Origin of the sequence: Proteus mirabilis HI4320 (genome assembly GCF_000069965.1) — a bacterium.
GTDB classification, from domain to species: Bacteria; Pseudomonadota; Gammaproteobacteria; order Enterobacterales; family Enterobacteriaceae; genus Proteus; species Proteus mirabilis.
In genome coordinates, this window is the sequence record NC_010554.1 from 1,898,578 (window position 1) to 1,920,880 (window position 22,303).

Below are 22,303 nucleotides of genomic sequence, written 5' to 3' on the forward strand. Positions count from 1 at the left end.
TTTAAAGAGGTTTCCGTGTCCCGTACAATTATGCTAGTCCCAACTGATACACGCGTAGGTTTAACCAGCGTCAGCTTGGGTGTAATCCGTTCTATGGAACAAAAAGGCGTTCGCCTTAGTGTATTCAAACCTATCGCACAGCCTCGTGTTAAAGGCGCATTAGATCAAACCACTGCGATTATCCGCTCTCACTCCACAATTCAATCCGCAGAACCTTTAAATATGGATTACGTTGAGTCATTACTCAGCTCCAATAAAAAAGATGTTCTGATGGAAGAAATTGTTGCTAGATATCACGAAAATACTGCTGATGCAGAAGTTGTACTGATAGAAGGCTTAGTGCCAATGCGTAAGCACCCTTTTGCACAATCTTTAAACTATGAGATTGCCAAAACATTAGGTGCTGAAATTGTTTTCGTTACTGCATTAGGCAACAACACCGCTGAGCAGTTAAAAGAGCGCATTGAATTTGCTCGTGCTGAATTTGGTGGTGTAAAAAATCAAAATATCACAGGTGTGATTGTTAATAAATTAAATGCCCCTGTGGATGATCAAGGTCGTACTCGCCCTGATTTATCAGAAATTTTTGATGACTCAAGCAAAGCGATTATCTCTAATGTCGATTTAAATACCATCGAAAAAAATAGCCCACTTCCTTTATTGGGTTGCATTCCATGGAACTTCGATTTAATCGCTACTCGTGCTACAGATATGGCAAAACACTTAAATGCGACTATCATCAATAAGGGTGATATTGAAACTCGTCGTATTAAGTCTGTGACTTTCTGTGCTCGTAGTATTCCACATATGTTAGAGCATTTCCGCCCAGGTTCATTGCTTGTCACTTCTGCCGATCGCCCAGATGTTTTAGTTTCAGCATGTCTTGCTGCAATGAATGGCGTTGAAATCGGTGCTATCTTACTCACAGGTGGTTACCAAATCGATGCACCAATTAAACAATTGTGTGAGCGTGCATTTGAAACTGGTCTACCTATCTTTATGGTTAATTCAAACACTTGGCAGACTTCATTAAATCTGCAAAGCTTTAGCTTAGAAGTGCCAGCAGATGACCATGAGCGTATCGAAAAAATTCAGAACTATGTTGCTCAACATATCAATAACCAATGGATTGATTCACTGACAGCAAACTCTGAACGTCCTAATCGTTTATCACCACCAGCATTCCGTTATCAATTAACGGAATTAGCTCGTAAGGCGAAAAAACGCATCGTATTACCTGAAGGTGATGAACCTCGTACCGTTAAAGCCGCGTCTATTTGTGCTGAACGTGGTATCGCAACCTGTGTACTGTTAGGTGATCCTGAAGAAATTCGTCGTGTTGCTGCAGCACAAGGTGTTGAATTAGGTACAGGTATTGAACTCATCAATCCTAAAGAAGTACGTGAAATTTATGTACCTCGCTTAGTTGAACTGCGTAAAAACAAAGGTATGACAGAAGTTGTTGCTCGTGAACAGTTAGAAGATAACGTTGTTCTCGGTACCTTAATGTTAGAAAAAGGCGTCGTTGATGGTCTTGTTTCTGGCGCTGTTCATACAACCGCTAACACTATTCGCCCACCACTACAGTTAATTAAAACTGCACCCGGTAGCTCATTAGTGTCTTCTGTGTTCTTTATGCTATTACCAGAACAAGTCTATGTTTATGGTGACTGCGCAATTAACCCAGATCCAACCGCAGAACAACTGGCTGAAATCGCTATTCAATCTGCAGACTCAGCAAAAGCGTTTGGTATCGACCCACGCGTTGCGATGATCTCTTACTCTACAGGTAACTCAGGTGCTGGCAGTGACGTTGAAAAAGTGCGAGAAGCAACTCGTTTAGCACAAGAAAAACGTCCAGATCTGATTATTGATGGTCCTTTACAATACGATGCGGCTGTAATGGCTGACGTTGCTAAATCTAAAGCACCAAACTCACCTGTTGCAGGTAAAGCAACTGTGTTTATCTTCCCTGATCTAAACACCGGTAACACTACCTATAAAGCAGTACAACGTTCAGCAGACTTGGTTTCCATTGGACCAATGTTACAAGGTATGCGTAAACCTGTTAACGACCTTTCTCGTGGCGCGTTAGTCGATGATATCGTCTACACTGTTGCATTAACTGCAATTCAAGCAAGCCAACAAGAAAATGCCTAATTATTGAATTCACTTCAATAAATTATAAAAACGCCAGTTCATATCACTGGCGTTTTTTTATAATGGTTGATAAATCAAAAAACACATTATAAACCCCACCTATAAAACAAAATAACTCATTGATTTAATAAATCTTTTTAGCTTTATTTTGGCAAAATAAACAGAGACACACGGCTATTTTCTGTTAGTATACAGGCGGGTGCTTGGATCATTTTGGTTCAAGCATTTGCAAGGACCAAAAAGACGAAAGCCCCGAATTCTATTTACATAAAATTCGAGGCAGTCTCAAGCCATCAACAACTTGATTCTGTCTCCTTTAACAAGGAGTGTCAAGAGAAATGACTAAGCTTGCCCTTATTGGGCTGATTACTGTATGTATTACAGTTTTGTGTTTTACCCTACTGAGACATGAAAGATTATGCTCTTTTAATATCAGCAGTGGTAACACCCTAGTTCAAGCGAATTTATCTTGCGATAAATAGCTTTGTGGGGGAATTTTCCCCCACAATTTCTCACCCAATGTTGTTGCGCCTTGTGTTCACAAGCACCCTACTTTAAACAATCATATCACTTGCGTTCAATATATATCACGGACGTTTTTAAATAGATCACAAATCAAACAACGCATTATAAACCCCACTTATAAAACAAAATAACCCATTGATTTAATAAATCTTTTTAGCTTTATTTTGGCAAAATAAACAGAGACACACGGCTATTTTCTGTTAGTATACAGGCGGGTGCTTGGATCATTTTGGTTCAAGCATTTGCGAGGACCAAAAAGACGAAAGCCCCGAATTCTATTTACATAAAATTCGAGGCAGTCTCAAGTCCCAAACAACTTGATTCTGTCTCCTTTAACAAGGAGTGTCAAGAGAAATGACTAAGCTTGCCCTTATTGGGCTGATTACTGTATGTATTACAGTTTTGTGTTTTACCCTACTGAGACATGAAAGATTGTGCTCTTTTAATATCAGTAGTGGTAACACCCTAGTTCAAGCGAATTTATCTTGCGATAAATAGCTTTGTGGGGGAATTTTCCCCCACAATTTCTCGCCCAACGTTGTTGCGACTTGTTTTCACAAGCACCCTACTTTAAACAATCATATCACTTGCGTTCAATATATATCACGGACGTTTTTAAATAGATCATAAATCAAACAACGCATTATAAACCCCGCTTATAAAACAAAGTAACCTGTTGATTTAATAAATCTTTTTAGCTTTATTTTGGCAAAATAAACAGAGACACACGGCTATTTTCTGTTAGTATACAGGCGGGTGCTTGGATCATTTTGGTTCAAGCATTTGCAAGGACCAAAAAGACGAAAGCCCCGAATTCTATTTACATAAAATTCGAGGCAGTCTCAAGTCCAGACAACTTGATTCTGTCTCCTTTAACAAGGAGTGTCAAGAGAAATGACTAAGCTTGCCCTTATTGGGCTGATTACTGTATGTATTACAGTTTTGTGTTTTACTCTACTGAGACATGAAAGATTGTGCTCTTTTAATATCAGTAGTGGTAACACCCTAGTTCAAGCGAATTTATCTTGCGATAAATAGCTTTGTGGGGGAATTTTCCCCCACAATTTCTCGCCAACGTTGTTGCGCCTTGTGTTCACAAGCACCCTACTTTAAGTATTCATATCACTTACATTCAATACTAGTGTTTTATATTAAAATTTCTCATAAATGCATATTAATGTAATGGTTGTTAGAGACAAACAGGTGAGCTAATAAATTATTGTCTATTCTATTTATAAGATGGTAAGAAAGAATAGGACGATAGCATTATGAAAATATCACATTTCTATCGATGGATAGTATTCATCATACTCACAATATTGGCGCTTTACTTTACTGTACTCGGAGGGTATTTAGTTTCATTAGCAGGATCGCCTTTTTATCTCTTTACCGGTGTCATGCTTCTTATTATTGCAGCTTGCTTTCTAAGTCGAAAGAAAAGCACCCTATTACTCTTTAACTTTCTATTTTTAATAACGATTGTCTGGAGTATCTGGGAGTCAGGATTTGATTTTTGGGCACTCGCTCCTCGCTTAGATATTATTTTTATTCTAGGCTTACTCCTTATTCCTTTCACACTCAATAATAATGTTTACACTTGTCGTACCAATAAAATTGGCTTATTCACACTATTAGCCACAACACTTATCATTATATTAGGTAGTTCACTAACCGATCCTCATGCCATTAATGGTCAATTTACACAACAACAGCCCACCAACTCTATATCTCCTATCGGAGTAAATGATAATGACTGGCCCGCTTATGGCAGAACGCAAGCCGGAATACGCTATTCACCATTAACTCAAATCAACAGTGATAATGTTGATAAGTTAGTTGAGAAATGGACTTTTCATACCGGTGATGAAAAAAGAGCTAATGATGCCGTTGAGATAACCAACGAAGTTACGCCTATAAAAATTGAAGATAATCTCTTTCTATGTACACCTCACCAATATTTAATTAGCTTAGATCCCGCAACAGGTAAAGAGAAGTGGCGTTTTGATTCTAAATTGCAATATAACAAAAGCTTCCAGCATATGACTTGCCGAGGGGTTGCCTATTATAATCAAAATAATAGTGCCGAATTTGCCAAAAGCCTCGACGTTCGCCAACCAAGCATATCAGATGAATGTCCTGAAAAAGTCTTTCTTCCAGTCAATGATGGCCGCCTAATCGCAGTTAATGCGCAAACGGGTAATGCATGCCGTGATTTTGGTCAGAATGGAGAAATCAATCTGTTAGCTTCTATGCCTTATGCTTATTTGGGTGGATATAACCCAACATCTCCCCCTATCGTCACCGGTAATACTATTATTATAGGTGGCTCTGTTACTGATAACTTATCAACTCAAGAGCCTTCTGGTGTGATCCGTGGCTATGATGTTAATAGCGGAAAATTAATATGGGTATTTGATACTGGCGCAGAAGATCCCAATGCGATGCCAGGTAAAGAGACTCAATTTGTTCATAACTCTCCTAATGCATGGGCGCCTTTAGCTTATGATGCACAAACGGATGTGGTCTATATTCCGACAGGAGTAGGTACACCCGATATTTGGGGAGGCGATCGTCATCCATTAAAAGAGCGTTACGCTAATTCAGTTTTAGCACTAAAAGGGTCGACAGGCGAGCTATTGTGGCATTTCCAAACCACCCATCATGATTTATGGGATATGGATGTACCTTCGCAACCATCACTGGTTGATATCAAAACTGATAAAAATGAAACAATACCTGCCATTTATATCGTCACGAAAACAGGGAATGTGTTTGTTCTTGATAGAAGAGACGGTACACCTATTGTTCCCGTAACAGAAAAACCCGTTCCTACCAGTGTCAAATATGGTCCACAAACACAAGGTGAGCATTACTCACCCACTCAGCCTTTTTCAGCACTTAATTTAGCACCTAAAAATAAGTTGCAAGGTTCAGATATGTGGGGCGGCACAATGGCAGATCAGCTGTTATGTCGTATCGCTTTCCATCAGTTAAATTATGAGGGAATTTATACACCACCATCAGAAAACGGTACGCTTGTTTTTCCTGGTAACCTCGGTATTTTTGAATGGGGCGGTATTTCTGTTAATCAAGATAGACAAGTCGCGGTAATGAACTTTATTACCTTGCCTTTTATCTCAAAACTTTATTTAAAAGATCCTCAAGATAGTCAAGCAATTGACGCAGGCCACGGAGAGCAAGGTTTACAACCCATGACGGGAACACCTTATAGTGTTGATATTCATCCATTCTTATCACCACTAGGATTACCTTGTAAACAACCCCCTTGGGGACTTGTTGCTGGTGTTGATTTAACAAAAAATGAGCTTGTTTGGCAACAACGATTTGGCACCATTAGGGATAGTTTGCCTAATTTAGTGGAATTACCACCATTAAAAATTGGTGTTCCTGGGCTAGGAGGCGCTATCTCAACCGCAGGTAATGTGATGTTTGTTGCTGCTTCTCAGGATAATTATATTCGAGCATTTAATGTGACGAATGGCAAAATGTTATGGGAAGCACGATTACCCGCAGGTGGACAAGCAACGCCAATGACCTACTCTATTGGAGGCAAGCAATATGTGGTCATTATGGCCGGCGGACATGGTTCATTTGGTACTAAAATGGGCGATAACTTAGTGGCCTATGGGTTACCTGATAATTTATAGCTTTAAATTATCAATAATATCAGGCGATTGTTATTTTCAATCGCCTTTTTATTATTTGCTAACACTCACAACCTAGCTTAATCAACTAATACCCGTTGATTGGTTGCTCCCCATAAAATTGACATTTCGGTAAACAATGCACCACTGATATCTTCAATTTCTTCTGCGGTAATTTCGCTATTACCTTGTTTGCCAAAAAATACAACTTCATCACCTGGTTTGATATTGTTAAGACTGGTAATATCAACCATAACGGTATTCATTGATGTTTTTCCTAAAACAGGTACGCGTTGCCCAGCAATTAATGCATGCCCCGCATTACTAAAAACGCGACGATAACCATCTGCATAACCTACAGGAATATTAGCTAGTACTGAGTCACGTTTTAATGTGTAAGTACGATCATAGCCAACCGTATTACCTTTAGGATAATAATTGATTGAAGCAATGTTGGATTTAAAGGTCATCACACGTTTATAGTCTGTACTTGCAATGGTATCACCATAAAAAATACCTCCCACACGTACCATATCCAGCCATGACTCAGGCACGGTAATTGTCGCAAAGGTATTTGCCATATGTAATGTGACATTGTTACGCTCTAATCCCATCACCTCCAACACTTTCTGAGATTGTTGCTTAAAACGAGCCAGATCTTCCCTTACTTTATTAACATCTTCTTCGGGATAATGAGACATAATACCAACCACTTTTAGGTTAGCTAATTGAGAAATTTGTTTTGCTTTTTCAAGCCCAGATTTATTATCGACCTCTAAACCATTACGAGACATGCCACCTGAATTTAATGCTAAATGAATAGGAATGACTTTATTTTGTTGCTTGGCAATAGCATCTAATCTTTTTGCCATATCAAGATCACCAATTAACTCTTCTACGTTATAGTTGGTTGCCTGTGCCATTTCTTGTTCTGTCGCATTACGCACTCGCATTAAACGGCCTTTAAATCCTAAATCACGTACTTCTTTTAATTCTTGGTTATTTGTTACACCAATACATTGCACATTATTTTCTATCATAATTGGGGCAACTAACGATAAATCATGCCCATAAGCATCTCCTTTTAACACAGCACAAAGAGAGGATTGCTTACCTAATAATGATTGGACTTTTTTTACATTAAAGTCGAGTGCGCTTCGTGAAATTTCAATCCATGAATTATTGACAATAGCAGGCTGAGCTTGAGCCACTTGAGTTGCTGGTGGATTATAATTTACAGGCTGTTGGCAAGCAGTAATAACGAAAAGTGGTAATAACGCAAGATATCGAATAGCTAAAGACATCTTCTTTCTTCCTTAGTGATTATGATGTTAAACCTATTTTTATAATTAATTAGGCACAAAAATATACACATAGTGAATATTCACTTAGGATAATAGCATTATTATTCAGATAATAAATATAAAAATTCATCTCTGCATAAATGCCAATAAGAGAGAGGATTTAAATACACTATTTCTACCAAAAAAATGCCCGACTGGTTAAAAAGTCGGGCATTTATTAAAATTCCACTAATAAGTAATATCAACGTCGGTAATATTAACGAACAATAATCCCTAATAGAATACCAATCACACCGAAGTCTGCATCACTAAATGTGGTATTGGCAATACCAATATCACCAAGTACAGGTAATAAAAATACGGGTAAGAAAGTAATCAATAAACCTTGAGCAAAAGCACCTAAAATAGCACCTCGGCGTCCCCCTGTGGCGTTACCAAATACGCCTGCAGTTGCCCCCACAAAGAAATGAGGTACCACCCCAGGTATAATGACAGTCCAATCTAAAGCATAAAGAATAAACATGCCAATGACACCCGCTGCAAAACTACTCAGAAAACCGACTAAAACGGCATTAGGTGCATAAGGAAATACCACGGGACAATCAAGCGCAGGTTTTGCATTGGGGACTAACTTATCAGAAATGCCTTTAAATGCAGGAACAATCTCTGCAATCACCATACGTACACCTTGTAGGATAATATAAACACCTGCCGCAAAGGTGATGGATTGCATTAAGGAGAACATAAACCAGTTTTTACCACCACTAACTTCACGAACAAAAGTGTCACCGGCAAATAAACACGTAATAATAAAAATTATGCCCATGGTGAAAGCGATCGCAACTGGCGTATCACGCAAAAAGAGTAAACTCTTAGGTACATTCATCTCTTCCGTTGAATGCGCTTTATTGCCAAATTTACTACCAATAAAACCAGATACAACATAGGAAATAGTAGAGAAATGGCCTAATGCGACATCATCAGAGCCGGTGATCTTTTTCATATAAGGATGTGCAATGGCTGGGAAAAATACCATTGATACCCCAACAACTAATGAACCTACTGCAACTAATACCGCCCCTTCTAAACCCGCTGTTGCCAAAATCACCGCGACCATCATCGACATAAATAAAGTGTGGTGACCCGTTAAGAAAATATATTTCCACGGTGTTAAGCGTGCAATTAATATATTGATTAACATGGCAAAGAACATAATCAGTGCCATCTCTTTACCAAAGCTTTTTTGTGCAATAGAGACAATGGCTTCGTTATTAGGTACAACACCTTGAATGCCAAATGCATGTTGGAAAATCGTTGAGAAATCACCAAGCGAGTTAATGACTAAACCTGCCCCTGCACCTAAAATAACAAAACCCATAATAGTTTTAACGGTGCCCTTAATACATTCTGTCGCAGGTTTTTTCTGAGCAATTAAACCAATCAATGCGATTAAACCCACCAATATAGCAGGCTCTGAAAGCACATCGCTCATTAGAAAGCGGAAAAAGTCCATACTAGGCTCCTTATAGCGCGCCTAATTCACGTAATGCGGTCGAAAGTTTCTCTTTCATCGCAACTTTATCAATCATATTATCTAAAGAAACAATTTTGCCATTAACCGCTTGAGCATTAAGTTGTTCCGCAATATCACGAGTTCCCACATAAATATCACTCGGTGTCCCTTTTGCCGAACCTAAATCGACATGATCAACATCAGCATTGACGGCCAGATCTTTTAAAATACTTTTGATGCTCATTTCCATCATTAAGCTACTTCCTAAACCATTTCCACATACAACGGTAATTTTCATCATATTCCCCTTGGTTATTTAAAATTGAATTAATAGTGATTAATAACAGCCAATACTTCTGCCTTACTTTTTGCTTGCAACAAAGTGTCTATATCATCTTGGTTATCAAAAAGTTCAGCTAATTTCACAATGGCATTAATATGGCTATCGTTATCTGTTGCGGCTAAAACAATTAAAAGTTTCACCGGATCATTTTCATCAGCACCAAATTCCACCCCTTTTTCGATGATAGTTAATGCTAAAGAGAGCTGATTAACCCCTTCTTCAGGACGTGCATGAGGCATAGCAATACCTGGTCCTAATACATAGTAAGGGCCTATTTGCTCGTGTGATTTATAAATCGCATCAACATAACGAGGCTCAATACAACCTTTGTCAATTAATGGCTGACAGGCGATTTTAATTGCTTCACGCCAATCTTTGACTTGTGGGATCACTTGTACCACATCCGGTGTTAATAATGTTTTAAGCATATTTATAACCTCAGTAAGGTGCTTTTTTGATCTCTGTATTAAGGATAATAATCACTAATGGTAGCGCTATCTAGATAGATTATGTGTAATTGTGATAGCGCTATTATTTTGATGAAATGTTAATTGCGAATAAGTGCAACAATTGACACTGTATTGTTTCTGCAGAGTGGGAAAATTTCAGGTAGGATCTGCGAATTAAAAATAAAGCCGAATAAATCTGATCACGATGATAAAAACACGTAAACGCCGAAATACAGGTCGCGTCACTTTACAAGAAGTTGCTAAACATGCCGGAGTCGGTTCAATGACCGTATCTCGCGCATTGCGTACGCCTGAATTAGTGTCGGATAAATTAAGAGAAAAAGTTAACCAAGCAGTGGCAGAGTTGGGATATATCCCTAATGCCTCAGCAGGGGCCTTAGCTTCCGCTCAAAGCCATATTATTGCTGTACTACTGCCCTCTTTTACTGATAAAGCCAGTGCTGATTTTATGCAATCATTGCAGCAGATCCTCAGCCGTCATCATTATCAAATATTAGTGGGATGTTATGAATATCAGCTCCATAAAGCAACTGATGTAATTAATATGCTATTACAGAGTAACCCTGCCGCATTAGTTGCCTTTGGCTCCCAATTAAGTGATGTACAGTTCTTACATATCAGTAATGCCAATGTGCCTGTTGTCAGTGTCGCGAGTCAATCTAATGAGCAATCTGCAATAAGTATTGATTGCGGTTATGAAAAAGCGGCATTTGATTTAACCCATTATTTAATTCAGCAAGGTAAACGTTGTGTCGGCTATGTTGGTGCGCTACAAGGACAACGTTTACACCACCAGCAAATTACTGGTTGGTCGCGTGCTTTATTAAAAAATTATTTAAATGCTGAGCAAAGTGTTACTACGCCCGACCCCGCTTCTATGGCATATGGTCGACAAGCATTAACAGAGATCTTATTACGTCAGCCCGAACTAGATGCCGTTATTTGTAGCCATGAGAGTATTGCTTTGGGAATGATGTTTGAGTGCCAACGAAGATTAATTAAAATTCCCCAAGATCTCGCTATCGCCTGCTTAGAAGGCTCTGAAAATAGCGCCCAAATAGCACCTTCCCTGACATCTATACATTTTAATTACCATAAAATAGGTAAAGAGGCAGGTAAGCACCTAATTGCACTATTGCAACATTTACGTGATGAGGTTGATAACGCTATGTTTGAAAATACCGTTATCAACTATGCTTATCGTTTAGAACTCGGACAAAGTACCCCTTAGTCAGTGGTTTCTTTTGTGTCCAAGCGAGTACTATTATTTCGCGTTAACCATAGAGAGAGTGCTTTAAGTGAATCAGGGGTAAATTCATCACAACGTTCAGTGATTTCTAAGGGAGTAAGCCAGCATACTTCCTCGATTTCTTCTGGCTGTAATGCAAATGGCCCATGTGATACACAACTAAATAAGCTTCCCCAAACGCGGCAACTCTCATCGTCATAATAGAATTGTCCATGTTCGGCAAAAGGAACCCCGGCAATACCTAGCTCTTCTTCTGCTTCACGACGTGCACTTTCGAGTGCATTTTCACCTTGTTGTACTACACCACCCGCGGTTGCATCTAACCAACCTGGATAGAAATCTTTTGTTTCAGTACGGCGTTGTGCCAAAATTTTTCCCATGCCATCGTGCACGACAATATAAGTTGCTCGGTGACGTAGGTTTTCTGCTCGCATTTGTTGACGTGTTGCTTGTGCAACAACTTCATTTTTTTCATCAACAATATCAACCCACTCGACCACTGCCGTATTTTCTTGTTCCATCCTCAACAAACCTTTTTTAATCGATGCTAAACGATCGTAATTTTTATCCTGAATATACCAAAATCACCATATTTCACCACTATAATAATCATAGGTAATTTGCTTTATTCATCTTGCGATTTTTTGCTTTTTATGATGTTACTAGGCAGACTGTAAAATATACGCTATTGAATATCACCTTATTGCGGAGGTTTTATGATCGATCTTTATTATGCAAACACCCCGAATGGCCAAAAAATTACGCTTTTCCTCGAAGAAGTCGCCATGCCTTATACTTTGCATCATGTTGATATTGGCAAAGGTGATCAATTTAAACCCGAATTTTTAGCTATTTCACCCAATAATAAAATTCCTGCTATTGTCGATAATGCTCCCGCTGACGGTGGTGAACCACTCTCTATTTTTGAATCAGGTGCTATTCTTATCTATTTAGCAGAAAAAAGTGGCAAATTACTTAGCCATGATCTGCGAGAAAAAATGACCCAACTACAGTGGCTATTTTGGCAAGTGGGGGGATTTGGTCCTATGCTTGGACAAAATCATCACTTTACGCGTTACGCCCCTGAAAAAGTACCTTACGCAATCGATCGTTATACAAAAGAGACCGAGCGTTTATATCAGGTGTTAGAGAGCCGACTCGCTCAATCTCCTTATCTTGGTGGAAACGATTATAGCATTGCTGATATAGCCACCTATACTTGGGCTCGTTACCATGACACACATCATATTGATCTAGCAGATTATCCTGCGGTAGAAAAATGGCTAAATACAATAAGCCAACGTCCAGCAGCCAAAAAACTGTTTGGTTAGTGACTAATCTCACCTATCAGGATGATACAACCTTAATTAGGATAGAGTAATCAGGAGGATGGTGATGAATATACTTATCACAGGTGGAACCGGATTAATTGGCAGAGCACTTATCTGCCAACTCGCATTAGATAAACATAATATTACCGTACTTTCCCGTTCGCCACAGAAAGTCTACTCTCATTTCTGTAATGAAATGGCGTGTTGGACGCATTTAGATGATAAAGAAAACTTAAACCAATTTGATGCAGTGATTAATCTTGCTGGAGAACCAATTGCAGACAAACGCTGGACACCGGAGCAAAAACAAACGTTAGTTAATAGTCGATGCAAATTAACCCAAAAGCTGGTGGATTTAATAAAAGCCAGCGACTCTCCCCCTAGTGTTTTAATTTCTGGCTCTGCGGTGGGTTTTTATGGTGATCAAGGTGAAAATAATGTCACTGAAGAGACGCCACCTAAGGATGAATTTACTCATCAACTCTGTGCCAAATGGGAAAATATTGCACTCGATGCACAAACGCCATTAACACGGGTGTGTTTGCTACGTACTGGTATTGTACTCTCTACAAAAGGAGGGGCATTACCTAAAATGAGCCCGCCTTTTAAATTAGGTTTAGGTGGAAAATTAGGTAATGGTAAGCAATATATGCCATGGATACATATTGATGATATGGTCAATGCCATCGTATTTTTACTTAATAATAACAATACCCAAGGCGCCTTTAATCTGACAGCCCCTCATCCAGTACAAAATAAAGCATTTACCACGACTTTAGCTCACGTACTGAAACGCCCTGCATTTATGACGGTTCCTGCCACAATATTAAAATTAATGATGGGAGAAAGTGCCACATTAGTTTTAGGTGGGCAACAAGCGTTTCCTAAGAAACTGCTCGATGCAGGATTCAGCTTTCGTTACCCACAACTGGAAGGCGCTTTAGAAGATATTATTCGCCATAAAAAATAGTCACTCGTCACACAGGGGATCAACGGGCAGGTTTATCCCCTTGCCAACGCTGAAAAAGATCATCCGGCAAGTCAATGTCAAATTGATCAAGCACTCGATTTACTGTCTGATTAACAATGTCATCGATCGTTTTAGGCTGAAAATAAAATGCAGGTACTGGTGGCATAATGATGGCACCAAGCTCAGCAGCTTGAGTCATTAAACGTAAGTGCCCTAAATGTAACGGTGTTTCGCGTACACATAGCACTAATTTACGTCCTTCTTTTAACACGACATCAGCGGCACGTGTCACTAACGTATCAGTATAGCTATGTACAATACCGGAGAGGCTTTTAATCGAACAAGGTAAAATAACCATACCATTGACCCGAAACGAGCCTGAAGAGATAGTCGCCCCTATATCTCGATCGTCATAAATAATATCAGCTAAAGCATGAATATCTTTGAGAGAATAATCCGTTTCTAATGAAATGGTACGACGCGCCGCTTGACTGATCACCAAGTGAGTTTCTACGGTTGGCACGGATTTAAGTATTTCTAATAAACGAATACCATAAATTGCGCCACTGGCACCTGTTAGCCCGACAATCAGCTTTTTCATTATAATCCTCAGAATATATATCTTTGTTAATCATTATGATGATTAACCCTCAAAAAACAAGCGCCGATGTAGTGTTACGCTAGCATCGACGCTTGATAAAGGTGGCTATTTTAACGGAAAATTAGCCTTCGTTATAGATTTCTAAGTTCTCAGCTTCATGTTGATCACGAATTTTATGTTCATCATCACGACGTAAATTTTCAAGGTAATCTAAATAGCCTTGATCAATATCTTTTGTGATATAGACACCATCAAATACAGAGCATTCGAATTGGTTGATATCTGGATTTTCTTCTTGAACAGCGGCAATTAAATCAGAGAGATCTTGAAAAATAAGTCCATCAGCACCAATCAGTTTACGTATTTCATCCACTTCACGCCCATGAGCAATTAATTCATTGGCATTAGGCATATCAATACCATAAACATTAGGGAAACGCACTTCTGGAGCGGCTGAGGCAAAATAAACTTTTTTAGCCCCCGCTTCTCTCGCTAACTCAACAATTTGCTCTGATGTTGTGCCACGTACGATAGAGTCATCGATAAGTAACACGTTTTTATCGCGAAATTCTGCACGGTTGGCATTTAGTTTACGACGTACTGATTTGCGACGCTCTTGCTGGCCGGGCATAATAAAAGTACGTCCAACATAACGATTCTTCACAAAACCTTGTCGATAAGGTTTATTTAAGATGTGGGCAATTTCTAATGCAATATCACAAGAAGTTTCAGGAATAGGGATCACCACATCTATTTGTAAATCTTCCCACTCTTTAGCAATTTTAGCGCCGAGTTTTTGCCCCATACGTAGACGGGCGTTATATACGGAAATTTTATCAATAAAAGAGTCTGGACGCGCAAAATAAACATACTCAAATAGACAAGGCACTAATTGCGGATTTTCAGCACATTGACGAGTAAACAGTTGTCCTTGCTCTGTGATATAAACAGCCTCACCGGGTGCTACATCACGCAAGAATTCAAATCCTAGTGTATCTAGAGCGACACTTTCAGACGCAACCATATACTCACTGCGTCCATCTTCTAAAGTACGTTTGCCTAACACTAAAGGACGAATGCCATAAGGATCACGAAAAGCTAATAAGCCGTGGCCGATGATCAAAGCAACGCAAGCATAAGCGCCACGTAATTTTTTATGCATAGCCGCAACAGCGGTAAAAATATTATCTGGCTCTAGCGGAAAATGATCGAAGCGATCTAATTCATACGCTAGCACATTGAGTAAAATTTCGGAGTCTGAGGTGGTATTGATATGTCGACGAGCAGTTTCAAATAATTGACGACGCAACAAATGCGCATTGGTTAAATTACCATTATGTGCAAGTGTGATCCCAAAAGGTGAGTTAACATAAAAAGGTTGCGCTTCTGATGCACTCGAACTGCCCGCGGTTGGATAACGTACATGTCCTATTCCGATAGTTCCTTTTAAACGCAACATATGACGCGTTTCAAAGACATCTTTCACCAGCCCATTTGCTTTGCGTAGACGAAAACCGTTATTCTCATCAATTGTTGCAATGCCTGCTGCATCTTGACCTCGGTGTTGTAACACCGTTAACGCATCATAAATCGATTGGTTTACTGGATTAACTCCAGCGATACCGACAATACCGCACATGAAAAGATCCTCATCAGCCAGACGGAGAGGTTACATTTTCTCCGACACGAAACTTGACGCATTTTGTAGGTAGTCAAAGAACCACCTAATAATATGGTTGAATTGAGGAATAAGCTCAGAACGTTGCCAATCGGCACTGTCTGCCATAGGAGTAAAAGCACCCAAGACAAAAAGTAACGCTGATACAATCAGCACACCTCTTAAAGCCCCGAAACAGATCCCCAACACACGATCTGTACCTGATAACCCTGTGCGTTGAACAAGAGAGCTAATCACATAATTAATCACCGCACCGACAATTAGCGTTGCAATAAACAGTGTGACAATCGCAATCCCGTTACGAACCAGCTCATCTTCAAACCGAGTAAAATAGACGGCTAGATAAGGATAAAACTGACTTGCAACAAAAAAACCACAACCCCAGGTGATAAGTGATAATGCTTCACGAACAAAGCCACGGATCAGGCTAACTAATGCAGAAAAACCGATAATGGCAATAATGGCGTAATCTATCCAGACCATAAATCTCTATCCAATAACGATGCCCCGCATTAATACGGTAGCATTCTAACAGAAAACGAAAACGTTTGCGTAACGCTAATTTTCGATAATTTTAAAATAATTTACGGCGACATGAAAAATCATAATCGCCGCAATAAGTTAACACCTTGTTACTTCACTCATCTGATGTCTCATCAACATAGTTATGGTTTATAGGCTCTTACTTCACCTTGCAGGCCTGTTAGCTCTTTAAGGCGAGGTAACATCGCCTGTAACTCTGCTTTTGAGGCATTAGGCCCAATATAGATACGTGTCACTTTTCCTGAAACAGGGCGAGCAGGCACGGTATATACTGGATAACCGGAGAGGTGCATTTTTGCAATAATTTCTTCAACTTTCGCCGCATTTTTCAAGGCACCTAACTGCACAACCCAAGCCTCACCTTTCGGCGCGGTTGTTTCTGATACCGCCGGTGGCGGAGTAGTTGGTGGCTCTACAGGCGGATTAACCACTTTAGGTGGCTCAACAACCGGGGTTGATGGCGCTACTTGAGGCTCCGATACTTCAGGAGTAGAAACTTGAGGCTGTTCAACCCCCGTTACCGCTTCAGAGATCATCGCCTCAGAAGCACCCTCTGATGGCGTTGACGGTGTCGTGGTTTGCTCAATCGGCGCTATTGATTCAATATCTTGCTCATCACCGGGTTTGGGGACTAAAGGAATAGAGGCAAATTGGTCTTCGTTATATTTCTTATCGCCGTCAAATAATGTAGGAAGAAAAATAACCCCTACCGCCACAAGAACAACGGCTCCGACTAAGCGATTTTGAAATTTACTTGCCACTCGCACTCTCCTTTTCCAATAGTTCCATTACATGAGCAACGGTATGGAATGATCCACATACAACCACAATATCATTTTTTTGCGCCTCAGATATTGCTTGTTGCCATGCTTGCTCGACACTATCAAATACTGCCGGATAGTCGAGGTGCTGAGCTAATACCTGAGCTGATGCGCCACGAAACTCATTCAATGGTGCAACATACCACTGATCGGCTTGAGGGGATAAACACGCTAATGTACCCGCAATATCTTTATCACCCAGCATACCAACAACAATGCGCACTTTGGTATCAGAATAACGCGGTAATTGCGCCAGTTTTTCGGCTAAATATCCAGCAGCATGCGGATTATGAGCAACATCAAAAATAACTAATGGATGCTGCGAAATTATCTGAAAACGTCCCGGCAACTGAGCTTTACTCATTCCCTCAACAATACTTTGATGGGTGATCCCTTGGCTCACTTTATCGTCGCTTTTCAATAAGCAGCGTATTACTGCCATTGCCGTACCTGCGTTGGCTAAGGGAATATTAGGGATGGGAAGTTTTTCAAACTGCTTATCTGCACTACGCCAATGCCAGTGATCACCATCAATAGAAAATGACCAATCAACACCACGACGAAATAATTTAGCCTGTTTCTGTTGCGCGACTTGTGCAATAGACAGTGGCATATCTGGCTCGCCTACAACAGCATAGTGATTTTTACGGAAGATACCGGCTTTTTCATGACCAATATGCTCTCTATCAGCCCCTAACCAATCGGTATGATCAAGGGCAATACTGGTGATAGCTGCAATATCGGCATCAACAATATTGGTCGCGTCTAAACGCCCCCCTAACCCAACTTCAAGAATAACCACATCAAGCTGAGCTTGTTGAAATAGTTTCAATGCGGCGAGTGTGCCGTATTCAAAAAAAGTCAGCGAAATATCGCCTCTGGTTTGCTCTATTTCAGCAAATACTTGACAAAACTCAGCTGGTGAAAGCTCTTTACCTTGAATGCGAACACGCTCGGTATAACGGACAAGATGAGGTGAACTATAAACCCCCACTTTCAATCCTGAAGCCATCAAAATTGACTCGAGCATATGGCAAGTGGTTCCTTTACCATTAGTACCCGATACAGTGATAACTTTAGGGGCAGGACGTAATACATTCAGTAATTGACCTACCTTGCCCACGCGCTCAAGTCCCATATCAATAGCACTTGAGTGTAAGTGTTCAAGATAAGAAAGCCACACCGACAAAGGCGATGTGGCTTGAGGAGCAGTTATGATATTAGACATCTTCTTTTTTATTCGTTTCGATGTTAATTTCTGGCTCATTGTCAGAAGATTCGATGTCATCAGCGATCATTTCTTCGCCTAGCAGTTCATCTTCGTCTTTCGCTAAATCATACTGAGTCAGCTTAGCCAGTAATTCAGCTAGCTCATCACGCATTTCAGGACGGCGAACTATCATATCTATCGCCCCTTTTTCTAGCAGGAATTCACTACGTTGGAAACCCGCGGGTAATTTCTCACGTACAGTTTGTTCAATAACACGTGGACCGGCAAAACCAATCAAGGCTTTCGGCTCAGCAACATTAATATCGCCTAACATTGCTAAACTTGCAGAAACCCCACCCATAGTAGGATCGGTCATCACTGAGATATAAGGTAAACCACGCTCTTGCATTTTAGCTAATGCGGCACTGGTTTTTGCCATTTGCATTAATGACATCAATGCTTCTTGCATACGTGCACCACCACTTGCAGAGAAGCAAATCAGTGGACAATTATCTTCTAATGCTTGTTCAACCGCACGAACAAAACGCGCACCCACAACCGACGCCATAGAGCCGCCCATAAATGCAAATTCAAAAGATGCGGCCACAACAGGCATTTCTTTTAACGTACCTTTCATCACCACTAGGGCATCTTTTTCATGGGTTTGTTTCTGAGCCGCAGCAATTCTGTCTTTATATTTTTTAGAGTCGCGGAATTTCAGAATATCTTTAGGCTCTAACTCACTGCCCAGCTCAGTCGTGCTTCCTGTATCAAGAAAAGTTTCTAAGCGACGGCGTGCTGAAATACGCATGTGATGATCACATTTGGGGCACACTTCTAAATTACGCTCTAATTCTGCGCGGTAAAGTACTTGCCCACAGCTATCACATTTTGTCCAAACCCCTTCTGGGATATTGGCTTTACGTGAACTCGTGATATTGCTTTTATTAAGAATTTTTTCAATCCAGCTCATTAACGGACCTTTTCGTCTGAATCTGACCTTCGCCAGTTTATACTCGTCATATTTTAAGTTGCAGCATGTTGACTGCGTTTAATTGCACAAGTCACCTACTTTGTCGGTGTGCTTTTCGTGCTGCATTCACTTATCGCCTAGCTACAACCCTAATTATTTAGAGCAGATTATTGTGAACATGTTAACTCACAATATACTGGCTATGTGGTTAGCAAAGTTTATGATGATACCGCTTACTGAATTTCAGCGCATCTCTTTATTATTGCTATTCTACGGCAAAAGCTAATGATAACTGCTCAAACCTCTTGGTTATCACTCTCTTTTTTGGCCTTTGCACTCGCTCTACGATGGCGTATCACTTCGATAACACCTGGTAAAATAGAAATAACAATAATGGCAACAATTAGCAATTTTAAGTTCTTTTGAACAATATCTAAGTCACCAAAAAAGTATCCAGCATAAGTAAATAGCAGTACCCATGCAATGGCACCCGTAACATTATAAAAAGCAAAATGACGATATGACATTTTGCCCATTCCTGCAACGAATGGCGCGAAAGTTCGGACAATCGGCACAAATCTTGCCAAAATTATCGCTTTACCACCATGTTTTTCATAGAAAGCATGGGTTTTATCTAAGTATTCTCGTTTAAAGATACGTGAATTGGGATTACTAAAGAGTTTTTCACCAAAAATGCGCCCAATAGAATAGTTAACCGCATCACCTAAAATCGCAGCGAAAAGCAGTAAGAGAACCATTAGGTGAACATTAACATCATTGGTATCTAACGCAGATAAAGCCCCCGCAACAAACAGTAACGAATCGCCCGGTAAGAATGGTGTGACAACAAGCCCCGTTTCACAAAAAATAATTAAAAATAGAATGGCATATACCCATGTACCATATTGAGCGACTAACTCGGCTAAATGGACATCAATGTGTAAAATAAAATCAATTAGAAATTTTATTAAATCAGCAAATTGCGTTAATAATTCCATAAATCCTCAGAAAACGGGGTAATTTTATGTTTAAAGTATTTAAAATGGGTTATCTGCTAAAAATAGCGGCCCCATTGCAGGTTTAGGAAGTTCGAAACGTTCAGGGTAATCAACCGAAACAAGATATAAACCATTTGCTTTTGCAGTTGCTGCTGCTTTAGTCCTATCTTTTAAGGCTAATAATTCAGCCATCCAAGTAATAGCCTGATTACCACAGCCAATTTCCAATAGACTCCCCACAATATTTCTTACCATATGATGGACAAAAGCATTGGCTTTTATATCTACCACCACATAATCACCATAGCGTGAAACATTCACATGCATCACATTACGCCAAGGTGTTCTAGATTGGCATTGTACGGCTCTAAACGAGGTAAAATCATTCTCGCCCAATAAACATTGGGCAGCTTGATGCATTCGTTGTGCATCTAGAGGGTAATGGAAATGCGTTACCCCTGAGGATAAAATTGCAGGACGATAGCGATGATTAAAAATCACATAACGATAACGTCTTGCGGTTGCGCTAAATCGAGCATGAAAATCATTCGCTACCGTTTTTACCCAACGAACGGCAATATCTTGAGGTAAATGGGTATTAACCCCCATCGTCCATGCCGCATCTTTGCGATGAGCCGTTGTCTCAAAGTGCACAACCTGCCCGGTTGCATGAACTCCGGCATCAGTTCTGCCGGCACAAAAAACAGAGATAGGCTCATTTGCTACTTGAGATAACGCTTTTTCTAACCTTTCTTGGACACTACGAACCTCATTTTGACGTTGCCAGCCATAATAGTGGCTACCGTCATATTCAATGCCTAGCGCTATCTTTAATGGTGTACTTTCTGCCACAATCGCAGGCTCACTGATTGACTGCGCTATCACATCAGCACTCTCTTGGTCGTTCATCAGTAAAACTGCTCCTGCACTAATTTTTCAGCCACTTCTACAGCCATTAATGCTCCGCCAAAACGCACGTTATCTGCAACAGACCAAAATTGTAACGCTTCAGGCACACCATAATCATTACGTAAGCAACCTAAGTTCAAGCTAACATTACCGGAGGCATCGGTGACTTGAGTTGGAAAATCATTTTCATCACTAATATTGAGGGAGTCATGTTCTTGTAATGTTTCCCGTGCTTCTTCACTTCCCATTGGACGTGATGTTTCCAACTGCACAGATTGTGCATGACCATAGAAAACAGGCGCTTGTAATGTGGTTACTGAGATAGGTAGTCCATCGTCTTGCAAGATTTTACGGATCTGATCAACCATTTGGCGCTCTTCTTGAATAGAGCCTTCATTATCAACTAACAATGGTAAAATATTAAATGCCAGTTGTTTATTAAAGCGACCAAGTTCTGGAGGAACACCGTTCAGTAAGCGCGCACTTTGCCCCGCTAATTCATCAACAGCTTGTTTACCAAAACGAGATACTGACATCAAATTTGTCACATTCAAGCGAGTTAAGCCTGCGGCTTCGGTTAATGGATAGATAGCGCGTAACAGTTGGCTTACCATGCTATCAGCAATAGCGATAATATTGCGGTTACGATACTCTGCCAGCATAGATGTATTCACCCCTGGTACAACTAAAGGTACATCCCACTCCATCGCAAATAAACCACTGCAATCAATAACAATACAACCTGAATCTGCTGCAAGTTGTGCGTATTGCGCACTAATCTCAACCGGCGCGGCAAAAAAAGCGAGTTGAATATCCGCCCATTCGATATTATGAATACCTTGTACTGCAACACTTTTACCCTTTACACGGATAGTTTTGCCAATACTGTCTTCACTGGCGATCGCCGTTAATTCGCCAATAGGAAAATCACGCTCTTGCAGAAGCTCTAAAATAGCTTCACCCACAGCACCTGTTGCGCCCACAAGCGCAATATTCCAACCCTCTCCCATAAAATATCCTCCAATACAGTAAAATGTTTA

General features: G+C 40.2%; 22 protein-coding genes. 8 read left to right on the top strand and 14 right to left on the bottom strand.

From position 1 onward, the window contains the following. Positions 1-15: 15 nt before the first annotated feature. The 5 genes from pta (at position 16) to PMI_RS08695 (ending at position 6,353) form a co-directional block, all read left to right on the top strand. Positions 16-2,160 (top strand): phosphate acetyltransferase, encoded by a 2,145-nt coding sequence (pta, locus tag PMI_RS08690; protein WP_004248391.1) that lies wholly within the window; start codon positions 16-18, stop codon positions 2,158-2,160. A gap of 338 nt (positions 2,161-2,498) precedes the next feature. Next, positions 2,499-2,642, top strand: a complete 144-nt coding sequence (locus PMI_RS19000; protein WP_004247166.1) for a Hok/Gef family protein — start codon at positions 2,499-2,501, stop codon at positions 2,640-2,642. A gap of 397 nt (positions 2,643-3,039) precedes the next feature. After that, on the top strand, positions 3,040-3,183 hold the full coding sequence (locus tag PMI_RS19005) for a Hok/Gef family protein (RefSeq protein ID WP_004247166.1): 144 nt from the start codon (positions 3,040-3,042) through the stop codon (positions 3,181-3,183). Between the two features lie 396 nt (positions 3,184-3,579). After that, complete coding sequence (locus tag PMI_RS19010; protein ID WP_004247166.1) at positions 3,580-3,723, top strand: Hok/Gef family protein; 144 nt, start codon at positions 3,580-3,582, stop codon at positions 3,721-3,723. Positions 3,724-3,953: 230 nt separating this feature from the next. Beyond that, positions 3,954-6,353 carry a membrane-bound PQQ-dependent dehydrogenase, glucose/quinate/shikimate family gene (locus PMI_RS08695; RefSeq protein WP_012368106.1) on the top strand — a complete coding sequence of 800 codons (2,400 nt, stop codon included), beginning with the start codon at positions 3,954-3,956 and terminating at the stop codon, positions 6,351-6,353. A 77-nt stretch (positions 6,354-6,430) separates the two neighbouring features. Here the strand turns inward: PMI_RS08695 and alr are convergent, their stop codons facing one another. The 4 genes from alr to PMI_RS08715 form a co-directional block, all read right to left on the bottom strand. Then, positions 6,431-7,654, bottom strand: a complete 1,224-nt coding sequence (gene alr / locus PMI_RS08700; protein ID WP_012368107.1) for an alanine racemase — start codon at positions 7,652-7,654, stop codon at positions 6,431-6,433. Between the two features lie 256 nt (positions 7,655-7,910). Continuing rightward, the gene (gene ulaA, locus PMI_RS08705; protein WP_004243721.1) at positions 7,911-9,167 is read right to left on the bottom strand and encodes a PTS ascorbate transporter subunit IIC; all 1,257 of its coding nucleotides are present in this window, start codon (positions 9,165-9,167) and stop codon (positions 7,911-7,913) included. Positions 9,168-9,177: 10 nt separating this feature from the next. Further along, on the bottom strand, positions 9,178-9,465 hold the full coding sequence (locus tag PMI_RS08710; protein WP_012368108.1) for a PTS sugar transporter subunit IIB: 288 nt from the start codon (positions 9,463-9,465) through the stop codon (positions 9,178-9,180). Positions 9,466-9,494: 29 nt separating this feature from the next. Next, positions 9,495-9,938 (bottom strand): PTS sugar transporter subunit IIA, encoded by a 444-nt coding sequence (locus PMI_RS08715; protein WP_004243724.1) that lies wholly within the window; start codon positions 9,936-9,938, stop codon positions 9,495-9,497. Positions 9,939-10,164: 226 nt separating this feature from the next. Here PMI_RS08715 and PMI_RS08720 point away from each other — a divergent pair, with 226 nt between their 5' ends. Next, positions 10,165-11,211, top strand: a complete 1,047-nt coding sequence (locus PMI_RS08720) for a LacI family DNA-binding transcriptional regulator (RefSeq protein WP_004243725.1) — start codon at positions 10,165-10,167, stop codon at positions 11,209-11,211. Here the strand turns inward: PMI_RS08720 and yfcD are convergent. Next, entirely contained in the window at positions 11,208-11,750 is a 543-nt protein-coding gene (gene yfcD / locus PMI_RS08725) for an NUDIX hydrolase YfcD (protein WP_004243726.1), read from the bottom strand. The genes PMI_RS08720 and yfcD overlap by 4 nt on opposite strands. A 195-nt stretch (positions 11,751-11,945) precedes the next feature. On the opposite strand from yfcD, the gene PMI_RS08730 reads away from it, so the two are divergent. Together PMI_RS08730 and PMI_RS08735 are read left to right on the top strand one after the other, a co-directional pair. Beyond that, a complete protein-coding gene (locus PMI_RS08730) occupies positions 11,946-12,560 on the top strand; it encodes a glutathione binding-like protein (RefSeq protein ID WP_004243727.1) in 615 nt (204 codons plus the stop codon). 64 nt (positions 12,561-12,624) lie between these two features. After that, the gene (locus tag PMI_RS08735; protein WP_004250688.1) at positions 12,625-13,530 is read left to right on the top strand and encodes a TIGR01777 family oxidoreductase; all 906 of its coding nucleotides are present in this window, start codon (positions 12,625-12,627) and stop codon (positions 13,528-13,530) included. A 19-nt stretch (positions 13,531-13,549) separates the two neighbouring features. Here the strand turns inward: PMI_RS08735 and PMI_RS08740 are convergent, their stop codons facing one another. From PMI_RS08740 to PMI_RS08780, 9 genes are all read right to left on the bottom strand, one after another. Next, positions 13,550-14,131, bottom strand: coding sequence for a UbiX family flavin prenyltransferase (locus PMI_RS08740; RefSeq protein ID WP_004243729.1), 582 nt, complete (start codon positions 14,129-14,131; stop codon positions 13,550-13,552). Between the two features lie 121 nt (positions 14,132-14,252). Further along, entirely contained in the window at positions 14,253-15,770 is a 1,518-nt protein-coding gene (gene purF, locus PMI_RS08745; protein WP_004243730.1) for an amidophosphoribosyltransferase, read from the bottom strand. Between the two features lie 30 nt (positions 15,771-15,800). After that, on the bottom strand, positions 15,801-16,292 hold the full coding sequence (cvpA, locus tag PMI_RS08750) for a colicin V production protein (protein ID WP_004243731.1): 492 nt from the start codon (positions 16,290-16,292) through the stop codon (positions 15,801-15,803). Positions 16,293-16,474: 182 nt separating this feature from the next. After that, on the bottom strand, positions 16,475-17,113 hold the full coding sequence (gene dedD, locus PMI_RS08755; RefSeq protein WP_004243732.1) for a cell division protein DedD: 639 nt from the start codon (positions 17,111-17,113) through the stop codon (positions 16,475-16,477). Beyond that, complete coding sequence (gene folC, locus PMI_RS08760; protein ID WP_012368109.1) at positions 17,103-18,401, bottom strand: bifunctional tetrahydrofolate synthase/dihydrofolate synthase; 1,299 nt, start codon at positions 18,399-18,401, stop codon at positions 17,103-17,105. Before folC ends, dedD begins: the two co-directional genes overlap by 11 nt. After that, positions 18,394-19,356: an acetyl-CoA carboxylase, carboxyltransferase subunit beta gene (gene accD, locus PMI_RS08765; protein WP_004243734.1), complete on the bottom strand. Its 963-nt coding sequence runs from the start codon at positions 19,354-19,356 to the stop codon at positions 18,394-18,396. The genes folC and accD overlap by 8 nt, the downstream gene beginning before the upstream one ends. 296 nt (positions 19,357-19,652) lie before the next feature. Beyond that, a complete protein-coding gene (locus tag PMI_RS08770) occupies positions 19,653-20,354 on the bottom strand; it encodes a DedA family protein (RefSeq protein WP_004243735.1) in 702 nt (233 codons plus the stop codon). Between the two features lie 39 nt (positions 20,355-20,393). After that, the gene (truA, locus tag PMI_RS08775) at positions 20,394-21,263 is read right to left on the bottom strand and encodes a tRNA pseudouridine(38-40) synthase TruA (RefSeq protein WP_004243736.1); all 870 of its coding nucleotides are present in this window, start codon (positions 21,261-21,263) and stop codon (positions 20,394-20,396) included. After that, positions 21,263-22,273, bottom strand: coding sequence for an aspartate-semialdehyde dehydrogenase (locus PMI_RS08780; RefSeq protein WP_004243737.1), 1,011 nt, complete (start codon positions 22,271-22,273; stop codon positions 21,263-21,265). Before PMI_RS08780 ends, truA begins: the two co-directional genes overlap by 1 nt. Between the last annotated feature and the right edge of the window lie 30 nt (positions 22,274-22,303).